Annotated in this window: 12 protein-coding genes and 3 tRNA genes; 8 read left to right on the top strand and 7 right to left on the bottom strand. The window is 61.8% G+C overall.

Annotation, left to right across the window (positions count from 1 at the left end; translation table 11 throughout):
• The first annotated feature begins 56 nt into the window (after positions 1–56).
• The 8 genes from rlmC (at position 57) to NYQ88_RS14270 (ending at position 9,533) form a co-directional block, all read left to right on the top strand.
• On the top strand, positions 57–1,208 hold the full coding sequence (gene rlmC / locus NYQ88_RS14305) for a 23S rRNA (uracil(747)-C(5))-methyltransferase RlmC (protein ID WP_275651795.1): 1,152 nt from the start codon (positions 57–59) through the stop codon (positions 1,206–1,208).
• Between the two features lie 258 nt (positions 1,209–1,466).
• Positions 1,467–2,807 carry a homoserine dehydrogenase gene (locus tag NYQ88_RS14300; protein ID WP_275654925.1) on the top strand — a complete coding sequence of 447 codons (1,341 nt, stop codon included), beginning with the start codon at positions 1,467–1,469 and terminating at the stop codon, positions 2,805–2,807.
• 37 nt (positions 2,808–2,844) lie between these two features.
• On the top strand, positions 2,845–3,831 hold the full coding sequence (glpX, locus tag NYQ88_RS14295; RefSeq protein ID WP_275651794.1) for a class II fructose-bisphosphatase: 987 nt from the start codon (positions 2,845–2,847) through the stop codon (positions 3,829–3,831).
• A gap of 207 nt (positions 3,832–4,038) precedes the next feature.
• A complete protein-coding gene (gene recJ, locus NYQ88_RS14290) occupies positions 4,039–5,829 on the top strand; it encodes a single-stranded-DNA-specific exonuclease RecJ (protein ID WP_275651793.1) in 1,791 nt (596 codons plus the stop codon).
• 184 nt (positions 5,830–6,013) lie between these two features.
• Positions 6,014–7,249: a cyclopropane-fatty-acyl-phospholipid synthase family protein gene (locus tag NYQ88_RS14285; RefSeq protein ID WP_275651792.1), complete on the top strand. Its 1,236-nt coding sequence runs from the start codon at positions 6,014–6,016 to the stop codon at positions 7,247–7,249.
• Positions 7,250–7,515: 266 nt separating this feature from the next.
• A complete protein-coding gene (locus tag NYQ88_RS14280; protein ID WP_275651791.1) occupies positions 7,516–7,725 on the top strand; it encodes a hypothetical protein in 210 nt (69 codons plus the stop codon).
• Between the two features lie 190 nt (positions 7,726–7,915).
• Positions 7,916–8,383, top strand: a complete 468-nt coding sequence (locus NYQ88_RS14275) for a GreA/GreB family elongation factor (protein ID WP_275651790.1) — start codon at positions 7,916–7,918, stop codon at positions 8,381–8,383.
• Positions 8,384–8,621: 238 nt separating this feature from the next.
• Complete coding sequence (locus NYQ88_RS14270; RefSeq protein ID WP_275651789.1) at positions 8,622–9,533, top strand: aminotransferase class IV; 912 nt, start codon at positions 8,622–8,624, stop codon at positions 9,531–9,533.
• 89 nt (positions 9,534–9,622) lie between these two features.
• Here NYQ88_RS14270 and NYQ88_RS14265 read toward each other — a convergent pair whose 3' ends face one another.
• The 7 genes from NYQ88_RS14265 to NYQ88_RS14235 form a co-directional block, all read right to left on the bottom strand.
• A complete protein-coding gene (locus tag NYQ88_RS14265) occupies positions 9,623–10,915 on the bottom strand; it encodes a peptidoglycan-binding protein (protein ID WP_275651788.1) in 1,293 nt (430 codons plus the stop codon).
• Positions 10,916–10,989: 74 nt separating this feature from the next.
• The gene (locus NYQ88_RS14260; protein ID WP_275651787.1) at positions 10,990–12,000 is read right to left on the bottom strand and encodes a hypothetical protein; all 1,011 of its coding nucleotides are present in this window, start codon (positions 11,998–12,000) and stop codon (positions 10,990–10,992) included.
• Between the two features lie 288 nt (positions 12,001–12,288).
• Positions 12,289–12,363: transfer RNA gene (locus NYQ88_RS14255), tRNA-Glu, on the bottom strand.
• Positions 12,364–12,380: 17 nt separating this feature from the next.
• Positions 12,381–12,455: transfer RNA gene (locus NYQ88_RS14250), tRNA-Glu, on the bottom strand.
• Between the two features lie 55 nt (positions 12,456–12,510).
• Positions 12,511–12,585: transfer RNA gene (locus tag NYQ88_RS14245), tRNA-Glu, on the bottom strand.
• A gap of 92 nt (positions 12,586–12,677) precedes the next feature.
• On the bottom strand, positions 12,678–13,154 hold the full coding sequence (locus NYQ88_RS14240) for a D-Ala-D-Ala carboxypeptidase family metallohydrolase (RefSeq protein ID WP_275651786.1): 477 nt from the start codon (positions 13,152–13,154) through the stop codon (positions 12,678–12,680).
• Positions 13,155–13,285: 131 nt separating this feature from the next.
• The gene (locus tag NYQ88_RS14235; protein WP_275651785.1) at positions 13,286–13,702 is read right to left on the bottom strand and encodes a VOC family protein; all 417 of its coding nucleotides are present in this window, start codon (positions 13,700–13,702) and stop codon (positions 13,286–13,288) included.
• Positions 13,703–13,877 lie beyond the last annotated feature (175 nt).

The following is a 13,877-nucleotide window of genomic DNA, read 5'->3' as shown; positions in this document are numbered from 1 at the left end:
ATTATGCGTCTGAAGGGGGCGGCGCGCCGCCTCCTTCGACACCGTGGGATGGACGGGTGAAAACAGGTCTCAGCACGGTTATGCACTGCGACTACTTCGATCGGGGCGTCTGCCGCTCGTGCACCCTTATGGGCACGCCCTATGACGACCAGATCGCCGCCAAGACGGCGCACGCCAAAGATCTGCTGGCTGCCTGGCCGGACGCCGTCTGGCTCCCGCCGATGGTCAGCCGACCCGAAGGTTTTCGGAACAAGGCGAAAATGGTGGTGGGCGGCACGGCCGACGCGCCCACTCTCGGTATTCTCGATCCGACCCAGCATGGGGTCGATCTCACTGGTTGTGGCATCCTCGCGGACGGGCTGCGGGTGGCCTTCGAGCCGATCAAGCGTTTCATCGCGCGCGCCCGCATAGCGCCCTATGATGTTCCGAGCCGCCGCGGCGAGCTCAAGCACGTGCTCCTGACCGAATCTGCCGATGGCGCGCTGATGCTGCGCTTTGTGCTGCGCTCCACCGAGCCTGTCGGCCGGATGCAAAAGCACCTCGCCGAACTGCTGGCGGCCTTGCCGCAGCTGGTCGTGGTCACCGCAAACCTCCTGCCCGAGCACAAGGCCGTGCTGGAAGGGGATGAGGAAATCCTCCTCGCCGGTAGCGAAACCCTGCCGATGCGGCTGGGCGACATTGTCCTTCATCTCCGGCCGGCAAGTTTTTTCCAGACCAATACCGACATCGCCATCGGACTTTATCACCAGGCGCGGGACTGGGTCGATGAGCGCGGCGCACGATCGATCTGGGACCTTTATTGCGGAGTAGGGGGCTTCGCCCTCCATGTGGCAGCGCCGGGTCGTCGCGTTCATGGCATAGAGATCAGCGCGCCCGCCGTCGCGTCGGCGCAGCTGAGTGCATCCGAGGCCGGCCTCACCGACGTGTCCTTCGCCGTCGGCGATGCTACCGCTCTTGGGGCCGGCAACCCGCCCGACGTCGTAATCGTCAACCCGCCACGCCGCGGCCTTGGTGACCAGCTCTGCGAAACGCTCGAAGCGACCGGCGTTGCGACCATCATCTATTCGAGCTGCAACGCGGTCACGCTCGCCCGCGACATCGCTGCCCTGCCTTCCTATAGGCCCGAGCGCATCCGGCTTTTCGATATGTTTCCCCAGACCGACCACTACGAAGCGATGGTTCTGCTGACACGCCACCCAGCGCAATAGGCGTTCAGCGGTAATTTTGTCCCGAAAGCCGGTGGTCGGGGACAAACTCCTATTGACGACTAGGCGAATTCCTATGCAGATGGCGCCACCATGAGCGATATCCAATCTTTCCGCCAATCCGTCGAATCCTTCATCTCTTCCCGCGGCTGGACACCCACCCGTTTCGGTCGAATTGTTGCCGGCGATCCCCTGTTTGTATTTGACCTCCGGGACGGTCGCGAGCCGCGCACCGAGACGCGTGCGCGCATCCTCAAGGCCATGGCCGAATTCGGCGACACAGAAACCCAGACGCCCCTGCGCATTGGCGTGGCGGGGCTGGGCAATGTTGGCGCTACCCTTGTCCGTATCCTGCAAAAGGACGGCAATGAGCTGAACAAGAAACTGGGCCGGCAATTGCAGGTGACGGCCGTTGCCGCGCGCTCGCGTTCCCGCGACCGCGGCATTGATATTTCTGGCATCGAGTGGTTCGACGATCCCGTCGCGCTCGCCAAGTCGGACGGTATCGACCTGTTCGTCGAGCTCATCGGTGGTGAAGACGGCCCGGCCTTTGCCGCTGTCAAAGCTGCCCTCGAGATTGGCCGCCCGGTGGTCACCGCCAACAAGGCGCTGCTCGCCAAGCATGGCGTGGCGCTGGCCCGCATGGCCGAAGAATCTGGCGCCCAGCTCGGTTTTGAAGCCGCTGTTGCGGGTGGCATTCCCGTCATCAAGACGCTGCGCGAGGGCCTCGGTTCGGCCCGTATCGCCAAGGTGTTCGGCATCATGAACGGAACCTGCAACTATATCCTCACCCGCATGGGCAATGAGGGCATCAGCTTTGCCGATTGCCTCAAGGATGCGCAGGCGCTGGGCTATGCCGAAACTGACCCGACCTTCGACGTCGAGGGTTACGACACCGCCCACAAGCTCTCGATCCTCGCCACGCTCTGCTTTGGCTACGAGATCGCCCCGGACAAGATGCGCGTCGAGGGTATCTCTTCGATCACCCAGCACGACATCCAGGTCGCGGCCGACCTCGGCTACAAGATCAAGCTGCTCGGCATTGCCGAGCGCACGGAAAGCGGCATCGAGCAGCGCGTCCACCCCACCTTCGTGCCCAAGGGCAGCGCCATTGCCGGTGTCGATGGGGTGATGAACGCGGTCGCGCTCGAAACCGACCATGTGCACGAACTGCTGCTTGCCGGTCCCGGCGCCGGTGGCCCGCCGACCGCCTCATCGGTTCTGTCCGATATTCTCGACATTGCCCGTGGCACGCGCGTGCCGCCGCTGGGCGTGCCGAGCGACGAGCTGCTGCCCTATGTCGAGGCGCCGATGCGCGCACATGAAGGCGGCTTCTACATCCGCCTCAGTGCCAAGGATGTCCCGGGTGCGCTCGCGGCCATTGCGACGCGCATGGGCGACAAGTCGATTTCCATCGATTCGGTCATTCAGCGTTCCGATCTGGGAGCCAAGGCAGTGGCCCCCGATGGCTCGCCGGCCCGCACGGTAGTGATGATTACCCAACAGACTTTGGAATCATCGGTGCGCGAAGCGCTTGCACAGATCGCCGCTGACGGTTTCATTGTCGGCGAACCGCAATTGATCCGCATCGAACGGCTCTGATCCCCCGATCAGGGCAGATCGTGCTCCCGGGGGAAACATGAAGCTCAGCAAGGTCGAAGACGGCAAGAGCCCAACCAATCTGCACCGCTCGCTGACGCTTGAAATGGTGCGGGTGACCGAACGCGCCGCCATTGCCGCTGCCGAATGGCGCGGCAAGGGCGACGAGAAGGCGGCTGATGACGCCGCTGTCGCCGCCATGAAGTCCGAACTCGACAATGTGGCCATCTCTGGCCGCATCGTCATCGGTGAGGGCGAAGAGCACGAGTGCGACAATCTCTATATCGGCCAGCCGGTTGGTACGGGACAGGGGCCCGAGGTCGACATTGCCGTCGACCCGCTCGAAGGCGTCACCCTCTGCGCCAAGAACCAGCCTGATTCCATCGTCGTCCTGGCCATGGCTGAGCGCGGCGGGCTGCTCAACGTCGCCCGTAACGTCTACATGCACAAGATCGCCATCGGCGCCGACTATGCGCCCGAGACCGTGCATGTCGATTGGTCGGCAACGGAAAATGTGCGTTCGCTCGCCAAGGCCAAGCAGGTGCCGCTGGCCGAGATCACCGCAATCGTGCTCGACCGGCCGCGCCATGCGGGGCTGATCGAGGAACTGCGCACCGCCGGCGTTTCGGTAAAGCTCCTCAGCGATGGCGACATTGCCGGGGTCATCCACGCCGTGAACACGGCGGACACAGGCGTTGATATCTATCTCGGCTCCGGTGGTGCCCCCGAAGGCGTGCTCGCTGCGGCAGCGCTGCGCTGCATTGGCGGTCACATGGAGGGCAAGCTTATCCTCGACACGCCCACCAAGCGCCAGCGCGCTCATGAGATGGGCATCGCCGACCCCAATCGCATCTATACGGTTGGTGATCTCGCCTCCGGTGACGTATTGTTCGCCGCCACCGGCATTACCGACGGCACGTTGCTCGAGGGCGTTCGGCTGCGTCGGACCAATGTCGAAACCAGCACCATCGTCATGCGCTCCTGGAGCCAGACCACCCGCTGGATCAAGGCCCGCCATTCGCGGTAGGGGCTGGCTCCCATACCCCCACCCGACCTCCCCCTGATAGGGGGAGGAGCGCACTGCGGCTCTCGAAATTTCAGCGTCCTCGATCTATCCCTCCCCCTATCAGGGGGAGGTCAGGAGGGGGTAACGCGGGCGAACTCAGAGCTGCATTTGTAGCGCTTGGTTCCACACCCCCTTCCTCTCCCGCGCCAAATCGCCTAACACCGGGGCATGCTGGAAACACGGCGCAATTTTCTGGATGTTACCCAGTCGGTCTCCGGCCGCTCGTGGGTTGATCGGCTCGACAGTGCTGGCACGCGGCTGGCCGGGGCCATAGCCCAGAAGACGGGCGTCTCCGATATTCTCGCGCGCATTCTTGCCGGTCGAAACGTCGATCTCGATGGCGCCGGCCTCTATCTCGAGCCGACGATCCGCGCCTTGATGCCGGACCCATCCACGCTCACCGACATGGACGCGCTGGCCGAGCGGATCGCTAAGGCTGTCACCGATAAGGAAGCCATCGCGCTCTTTGGAGATTACGACGTCGACGGCGCTTCTTCCTGCGCGCTGATGGTGCGTTTTCTCGGCCATTTCGGGCTGAACCCGCAGGTGCATATTCCCGACCGCATCTTTGAAGGCTATGGCCCTAATATTGCGGCCATGGACAAGTTGATCGACGCCGGCGCCAGCCTCATCATCACGCTCGATTGCGGCACCACCAGCGACGCCCCAATCCGGCATGCGCGCGGCCGTGGCGTGGATGTGCTGGTCATCGATCACCATCTGGCCGACCACGATCTGCCGCCGGCCAATGCGCTGGTCAATCCCAACCGTCCGGACGACATTTCCGGGCTCGGCTATCTTTGCGCTGCCGGCGTCACCTTCATGGTGCTGGTGGCAGTCAATCGTGCGCTGCGCCAGCAGGGCGCCGCCGGCCTGCCGGACCTGATGCGCCTCCTCGATATCGTGGCGCTGGGCACGGTCTGCGACGTGGTCCCGCTGGTCGGGCTGAACCGCGCCTTCGTGCTGCGCGGCCTCGAAGTGGCGCGCCGCGGCGACAATCCGGGCATGGCTGCCCTGGCGCTGGCTTCGCGCGTTTCAGGGCCGCTCAACCCCTACCACCTCGGCTTTCTCATCGGCCCGCGTATCAATGCCGGCGGCCGCATCGGCAATGCCGCGCTCGGCACGCAATTGCTGGCGCTGGACGATGAGCATCAGGCCATGGTGATTGCCGCGCGCCTCGATGAACTCAACACCGAACGCCAGCGCATCGAGGTCGAAGCGGTGGAGGAAGCGACCGCCGTCGCGGCTGCCGAAATCGGTGCGGGGGAGGGGCCGCCTGTGCTCGTTCTCGCTTCGGAAAGCTGGCACCCCGGTATTGTCGGCCTGATCGCCGCGCGTCTCAAGGAGCGGTTCGATCGTCCGGCTTTTGCCATCGCGCTCCATCCCGACGGTCATGGCACCGGCTCCGGGCGCTCTGTGCCCGGCGTCGACCTCGGCTCGGCGGTGATTGCTGCCGTGGACAGCGGGCTCATCCCCAAGGGTGGTGGTCACGCCATGGCGGCGGGCGTCACTCTGCGTCCCGGCGAAATCGGCGCCTTCCGCTCTTTTCTCGCTGAAAAACTGGTGTCGAGCGTCGAGGCTGCGCGGGCGGCCTCCGCCCTGAAAGTGGATGCGGCGCTGACCGCTCGTGGCGCCAGTGTCGACCTCCTCCACACCATCGAAAAGGCCGGCCCATTCGGCTCGGGCAATCCCAATCCGGTTTTCGTTTTTCCCGCCCATCGCGCGCGGTTCGCACAGATCGTCGGCAAGGGCGGACATGTCAGCTTCTCCCTCGCTTCCGACGACGGCGCGCGATTGAAAGCCATTGCCTTTCGTGCAGCCGGCACCCCGCTCGGCGATGTGCTGCTGCGCGATACCGAAGCGCCTTTGCACTTCGCCGGGGGCCTTTCCATTGATCATTACCAGGGCCGTGAACAGGTCCAGTTCCGCCTCACCGACATCGCCCGCCCGGCGCGCTGATCACCACGGTCTGCCATCTATTGGGCGCAAACTGCTGCTTGCATATCCAATATTGGCCGTTAAGGTACTGGTAGACATAGATCGAAGGCTTGGTCTGCGTAGGCGCGTGACGGCTCGGCGATCCTTGCCAAAGACCATTGAATTCGTCTCGCCTGCCTTTCGGCGCTTGTGGATTTAGTATTCGATGAGCAAATCCGTTGTCGACCACTCCCAAACCGGCGTTACGCTCTGGACCCGATTTGCCTCAAGGCTGGTCGAGCGGATCGGCGTTGCCCTGATCGGTAAGCCGACCCACGGCGCGATTACCGTTATCCTGCCCAATGACCGTACCCGGACGCTGGGCAGTCCGCAGACCGGCGAGCATTCCGTGCTGCGGCTGAAGAATTTCAACGTGATCGGCGAGGCAATGAAGCGCGGCACCGTCGGCTTCGCGGCGGCCTATATGAACGGCGATATCGAGGTGGACAATCTCACCGCGCTGTTCCGCTTCTTCCTGCAGAACCGCGCGATGTTCGAGAAGGCCAATCCCGGCTTTTTCCGCCGCGCTGCCGCCGACCTCCACTATCACCTGTCGCGGCGCAACACGCTCGAGGGCTCCAAGAAAAACATCGCCGAGCACTATGACCTCGGCAATGATTTCTATGGTCTCTGGCTTGATCCCTCGATGACCTATTCATCGGCTGTGTTCACCTCGGGCGACCAGAGCCTCGAGGCTGCGCAGCTGGCCAAATATCACCGCGTCGCTGATATGGCGGGGGTCACGCCCGGCGCGTCCGTTCTCGAAATCGGCTGCGGCTGGGGCGGCTTTGCTGAAACTGTCGCGCGCGACTACAAGGCTCATCTCCGCGGCATCACACTTTCGGCCGAACAGCTCAAATTCGGCAAGGAGCGGCTGGCCCGGCAGGGGCTCGACGCGCTCGCTACTCTTGTCTTCGAAGACTATCGCCACACCGAAGGCCAGTTCGACCACGTCTGCTCGATCGAGATGATCGAAGCCGTGGGCGAGGACAATTGGCCAAGCTATTTCCAGACTGTGCATGACAGGCTGAAGCCCGGTGGCACCGCATCGATCCAGGCCATCACCATCGACGAGGCGGATTTTGACGGCTATCGCAGCGGCCCCGATTTCATCCAGCGCTACATTTTTCCCGGCGGCATGCTTCTGACCAAGACGGTCATGGCCGAGTTCGGAGAGAAATACGGCTTGGTGCTCGAAAACGTCGAAACCTTTGGCCAGTCCTATGCCAGGACGCTGCGGCTGTGGCGTGAGCGCTTCCTGGAGCGTTGGCCGATGATCACCCCGCTCGGCTATGACGAGCAGTTCAGGCGCAAGTGGGTCTACTACCTCTCCTATTGCGAGGCGGGCTTTGCTGAAGGCGTCATCGACGTCGGTATCTACCAGTATCGTCGCCCCGTCTGAGGCGTAGCCGCCACCCGGTTTGCGGGGTTTTCCGGCCGATTTGACAAAGCGGGCAATATGGCCATGATGGCCGTATGAACACAGTTTTTGTCGCCACACGTTTGTTCATACACGGTCTTCGCCAGGCAGGCTGATTGCCTGGTGTTGCTACCTGCCGTCACGGCAAGAGCGGCACCAGGATCTTCGAACCAATCACCAAAACACTCTGATCTGCCCGCCACGCCTTCGCGCGTGGTGTTTGCACATGTCCGCATGAGGCCATCGCGATGACTTTCAAATATTCCGTCACCCTTCCCATCACCGGCAGCCACAAGCTGGGCCGCTTCCGGAGTTGGGCAGAGGCGCATTTGCCAGAGGTGGCATACAGCCTGCCGTACCAGACCCCGATCAAGACCGAGACCATGACGGTCCGCCTGCGCTCGCTCGATGACCGCAAGCGTATCCTCGAAACCTACGCCCAAAATCCTCTGTCCTGATGGAGTCATGAATGCCAGCCCTGCGCTATTGCCGCTCCTGTGCCGGCCCGAGACCCCGGGCCGCACGCCGCTGTCCCTGGTGCCAGCGCCCCTATGAGGGCGCGGTGTCCAAGCCTGAACATCTCTTTTCCATTTATGAGCGATCGGGCGCTCCCAGCCCCGAGAAGCTCCCCAAACCGCAGGTGCAAGGATGACGACGATTTCCCTGTCTGAATGGACCCAGTCGCCCGATATCGTCATCGGCGAGGAAGAGCATCGCCGGCTGACAGTGGCCGCGCTCACCGATATCGGCCAGAGCGCAGAACGCATGGATTTCCTGCTCTATGAGCTGGACCGTGCCCGCATCGTCAAGGACGGCCTTCTGCCGTCCGACGTGGTGCGGATCGGCAGCGTGGTGCGCTACAAGCCTATCCCGGGGGAGGAGCGCACGGTCAAGCTGGTGATGCCCGAGCATGTCGACCGCAGCGGCTCCTATCGCCTTTCGGTCACGTCCAGCCATGGTGCAGCACTGCTCGGCCTCCGACCGGACCATGTCATGAGCTGGCTTGAAACAGACGGCACCATGCAAAGGCTCAAGGTCCTAAAGGTCGCCAATACGCCCGCCGGGGTTGAAGCCGGAACGGACGACGATCCGGACCCCGGTCCTTTTGCCGCCTGAGATCTGGCTGTCAAACGCCCCGGACACTCCGTCCGGGGCGTTTTTTATCGTTAGCCGAGTTCCCTGGTCTTGGGGAGACGATATCGTCCCATGCGAATAGGTCGCTGACCCTATCCTTGACGGTTATAATGTTATCCTTATAACAAAATCTTTGAGGGTGTGGGGGGGTTACTCTTGCGGCAGGCACGCCTGCGCTGTGGCCCACTCCCTCGAAAAAGAATTTTGGGAGGAAAGCATTTTGGGTAGACAGGTTTATATTTCCGGCAAGATGGTTGCCGAGGCGGACGCGAAGATCTCGATCTTCGACAGCGCCATCATGCTGGCCGACACGGTCACGGAATCGACGCGCACATTCCGCCACAAGCCATTCAAGCTCGAGCAGCACATCGAGCGCCTCTACCAGTCCCTCAAGCTGACGCGCATTGATCCCGGCATGAGCGCGGAAGACATGCTGCGCACCACGCTCGAGGTGTTTGAAGCCAATGAGCACAATTACGGCCCGGACGATGACTGCTGGATCGTCCACAATATCTCGCGCGGCCTCGCCATCGCTGGCGCCGACCCCACCGTTCAGGCCGGTTCGGCAACGGTGATGATCTTCACCCAGTTCATGGAACTCAAGCCCTGGGCGCGCTTTTACACCGAAGGTTGCCATGGTGTGACGCCGGTGAGCCGCATGGTGCCGAGCCAGTCGCTCGATCCGCGCATCAAGAACCGCAGCCGTCTGGCCTATACGCTGGCCGAGATGGAAGTAAAGCAGGTCGACCCCGCCGCCCAGAGCGTCATCCTCGACATGAATGGCCACGTGGCCGAGAACAAGGGTGGCAATATCTTCTGTGTCACCAATGGTGTCCTGCGCACCCCGTCCACGGTCAATTGTCTCGCCGGGGTCAGCCGGGCCACGGCGCTCGAACTGGCCAGAAAGCTCGGCATCCCCACCGAGGAAACCGCGCTGCTGCCCTATGATCTGGCGACAGCCGACGAGATGTTCTTCACCTCGACGCCCTACTGCATCATGCCGTCCACCAAGTTCAATAATCTCACAGTCGGCGACGGCCAGGTCGGCCCCATTACCAAACGCCTCCTGGAAGCCTGGAGCGACCTCGTCGGCATGGACATCGTTGCGCAAGCCCAAGCTCAGGTGAACTGAGGCTGGTCACTCTGCGATGAGGTACTGAAGACGCCAACGGCCCCGCTCAGATGAGTGGGGCCGCATTAATTGGTTCCAGCTTTGTCGGCCTAGAATTTCAGATCAGCACCAAGCTGGGTCTGGAGTGCCTCATGCGCCGCGACGTGCTGGCGCACGACGCTCGTGCCGTCAAAGAAAAGCACCTGCACGGCGGCGACATGCCCATTGCCTTCGTTGAAGGCCAGCGAATAGGCGAGCGGACATTGCACCGCCATATCGAGCAGGGCGCTGGGGACTTCGGTCGCCTCTGGCACGCCGGCGCGCTGATCGAAGACTGCCGCCAGTGCCGGAACGGATTGCGCATTCACTTCGCAGGCTTCGCCAGACGATACCAGTCCGCCAGGAGCTGCCATTAGTTCGGGATAAGTCTGGGTGAACTGGCCGTGGATGAAATCGGCAGGAACCGGTTCGTTGAACTGGATTAGCCTAGCCATCGCCCAAAGCTGGCCGTCCGCCGCGACCCAGCCTTTGACGACGTCCGACAGGGTTGCCGTCTGTCGGCTGCATTGCTGGGCACCGGGTGCGCCGGTGCAGTTGCCGAAGGCGTTTTCACCGAGCATTAACGTAAAGTCTTCGGCGGTCGAGCCAAGGGTAACGCCAAGTATGGCGGGTTGCTTGTCGGCCGATACGAAGGGGGTCTTGATGATTTCTTCGGCTAGGCTGGTCGCAGTCGGCAAGGCCTGACTCGTCTGGGCGCTGCCCGCGACAAGCGGGTTTGTCGGCGTTGCGACGGCGACAGGCGTGCCGATGGTGGGGAACGCCGGTACGCCAACGGGTTGTGCGGTTGCCGCCAGGGCAGGGAAATTGCCCGCCGGGGCAGGGGGTGTTGGCGCCCCTCCGAGAGCAGGGAAGGCCCCGGGGGCAACGGCCGTGGGGGTTGCTGGGGTGCCGAGCGAAGGGAATGCCGGTGTCGCTGCCATCGGTGGGGCGGCCGGCGTTACCAAAGCCGGAAATGCGCCGCTCGGCGGATATACGGGCTGGGGGCCTCCGACGTGTCCGCCGCCAATGCCGGCAGATTGCTGATAGAGCACCGCAATCTGCTCATGCGTGAGCTTGCCCGTTGGCGCCATGCCGATACTGGCCTGGAAATCGGAAATGGCGCGCCTGGTCTTGGGGCCGGAGAGGCCATCCGGCGAGCCGGCGTCAAATCCCAGCGTATTGAGACGGACCTGGACAAGACGCATCTGTTCGCGTTCCTCGGCAGCCCTTTGGGCTGTTGCCGGATCAACCTGTTGCGTCCGGCGCGGCGCGGTGTTTTGCCCCCGATTACGTTCGTTCATCTCATTGAGGATCATTGCGCCGCCCAGCGCGAATATACCCTCGACGAGGCGCTGCTGTGCCACGGCTGGAGCCGGTACCAAGGGGAGTGAGGCCAGGCAGATGAAAGGAATGATCCTGTGCGCGTTTGTAATCGGGCTCATTGGGTGTTCACCTGCATCAGGGATAGGAGCCAGCCGGCGGTATTCACGTCTCCGGACCTGGCAAAATTGTCGATGACTTCATTGAGGCGGGCATGGCTGACCGCCATGGCCTGAACCAGAGAGACACAGGCGCTCGGGAAGGGCGCATAGATGCCGCCGTTTGCCCGCACCTGCTGGCCGATATTGCCGCCACGGAACTGCGTCACTTCATCGAGAACGTGCTGAAGATAGTCATATGACGGCGCATAGGACGCAGCGGCATAGGTGATGAAATTGCATAGCGCCTCGCGCCGACGGCTCTGCTGCAGATCGTTCAGGTCCATGTCGCTTGCCAGCACCATGACCAGCACATCGAGGAAATTCTGGTCACCCAGATTGAGGAAATTCGAAGGAACTTTCAGCGCGTAGGAGCGCTGATGCCAGATAAAGCTGTCTCGATAATTGACCAGTTCCTCGATCGTGTAGCTCTCGTCGCCCAGCACCATCCCGTTGGAAGAGAACCAGTTGAGTTCATTGAGGCTGTAGTGCGAGCCGAACCGCGCCATCAGTGGCAGTGTGGCCGGAACAAACTCGACATCGCGCTTGTTCATGTCGAGGCCGCGCGCCACGAACCAAGTCAGTTCGTTGGGCCGGACGCCTTTTCTGACGAGGTCGTTGACGAGGAGGCAAAGATCTTCGTCGTCCCGGCCGCAGGCGAATGGGCGATTTAGGTCGATGCTCCCAAGCGGGGTCAGATAGTTGTAGAGCTCGTCGATCCCCCTGGCATTTCGACGGATGTCGTCGCCAAAGCGAGAATGCAGGACGGAATAGAAGAGCTGACTCGTATCGATCTCGCTGGCCGTAAGAAATCCATTCGCCAGATAGAAATTCGCGTCTCTATATTTCCCGTTGGCGACGAACCCCTCAAATGCGCCAAGATTTGCGGTATCGGCTGTCGCCGGAAGAGAGAAAGTAATACATGCGATCGCGGTTGTGATGGCGCGACCCAGTGTGCGGAATATTGTCACTATTTGCCCCCAAATAGTTCCCACGGATAGGACTGGCCTATAGTCTTCAGCGATTGTGGGTGTTTTGCAAGGAATAACGCGCGGGAGGCGGGCGCTTGCTGGAAACTGGTTATCAGAACCTGATCGGGACTTGGAGTAATGCCCTGGACAACCGGATCGGTGGTGAGTGTCTTTCGCTTCGCCGGGGGAAGGGGCGAGGCTAAGTCTCTGACAATGCCGGTATGGCGCGCATGCCAAAGTCCACCAACTGGTGGTGTCTGATCACATTTTCCGCGAAATGGGGAAGCGTGGTACGCCCTAGGGGAATCGAACCCCTCTCTGCACCGTGAAAGGGTGCCGTCCTAACCGATAGACGAAGGGCGCGTAACTACGCATAAATTTGGTACGCCCAAGGGGAATCGAACCCCTGTTCCCGCCGTGAGAGGGCGGTGTCCTGACCGCTAGACGATGGGCGCAAGTCTAAAAAGTCACTGTGGTGTCTAAGCACAGTCCCGTAAAACGGGGGAAGCGTGGTACGCCCTAGGGGAATCGAACCCCTCTCTGCACCGTGAAAGGGTGCCGTCCTAACCGATAGACGAAGGGCGCGTCTCAACGCTGGGTGTCGTATAGAGGGAGCTTTTCGCCGTGGCAACCCCCTCCGAAACGAATTTCAGCTTTTTTCAAAAAAGACCGAGTTATCAACAGCCTGAGAAGGTTACGGGGCGGTTGTAACCGCGCGGCCGGTCGCGCACGTCGACGTGGATGAAGGCCCGGCCCGGGTAGCATCCGAGCCCGCCAACGCCCTGTGTACGCATGGCAAACTGGATCATGCGGGCCTTGTCGACGCCAGGGATGGAGATGTCCGCGGCCATGCATTTCTTGTGGTAGGAATTGTCCGCGCCGCCGGCGGCGGAATTGTTGTGGTTGTCCCGATAGCCGGAGTGCATCACCACCTTCTTGCCGAAATGGCCCTCGAACTCCCAGATCAGGAAGCGCAGCTTGGGCGTGATGCAGAACGCATTGACCGATTTGGAGGCAACATAGGTGCCCCAGTCGGATCTCAGGCCGTTGTAGCCGGAGCCGCTCCCATTGGCGAACATGGCCATGGGCACGCAGGCACTGAGCGCAACAAGCATCCCGAAAAGGGCGAAGATTTTATAGGCGAGGCGGGGCATGGCGACTTTCCCGATTGGCTGATGTTGCCGGCGGGCAACAGGCAATGGGCCGAACAGTTCAGTCGCTAAAATTAGAGCGGTTTCGCTAACCCCCCGCTAAGGCAAAAGGTTAGCGAAACCTTAAGTCGATCTTACCAGCTGCCGGTGTTCGGCATCGAAGCCCATGGCTCCTGCGGCGGCAGCGTGCCGTCCTGGATCAGCTCGACGGAAATGCCGTCCGGGGACTTTACGAAGGCCATGTGGCCATCGCGGGGCGGGCGGTTGATGGTGACGCCCATGTCCATCAGATGCTGGCACAGGGCATAGATGTCCTTAACCCGATAGGCCAGGTGGCCGAAATTGCGGCCGCCGGTATATTCCTCCGGATCCCAGTTATAGGTCAGCTCGACCTGGCCGCCGGCGTCGCCGGGCGCGCTGAGGAAGATGAGGGTGAACCGGCCCTTTTCATTCTCGGTGCGCCGCACTTCTTCAAGGCCCAGCCCTTCGCAATAAAAGCGCAGGCTGTCCTCGACATTGGTCACGCGGACCATGGTGTGAAGATATTGCATTTCGGTCTCCCTGAAGGTTTTCGACCGCTTGGGTAACAAGCCGGGTCTGGCCCGGCAACCGCGGCCTGGGACAGTCCGTCAACTATTTCGCAACACCTTCTTAACTTTTCCCCCTGAATCGGACAGACTGGCGCAGTATTGTCGGAGTACCTCGCTGGGGCGAGGATGAGAAAAA

Source organism: Devosia sp. SD17-2, from assembly GCF_029201565.1.
In the GTDB taxonomy this organism is placed as follows: domain Bacteria; phylum Pseudomonadota; class Alphaproteobacteria; order Rhizobiales; family Devosiaceae; genus Devosia.
Note: the sequence above shows the minus strand (reverse complement) of the source record. Positions and strands in the feature narration are given on the sequence as shown.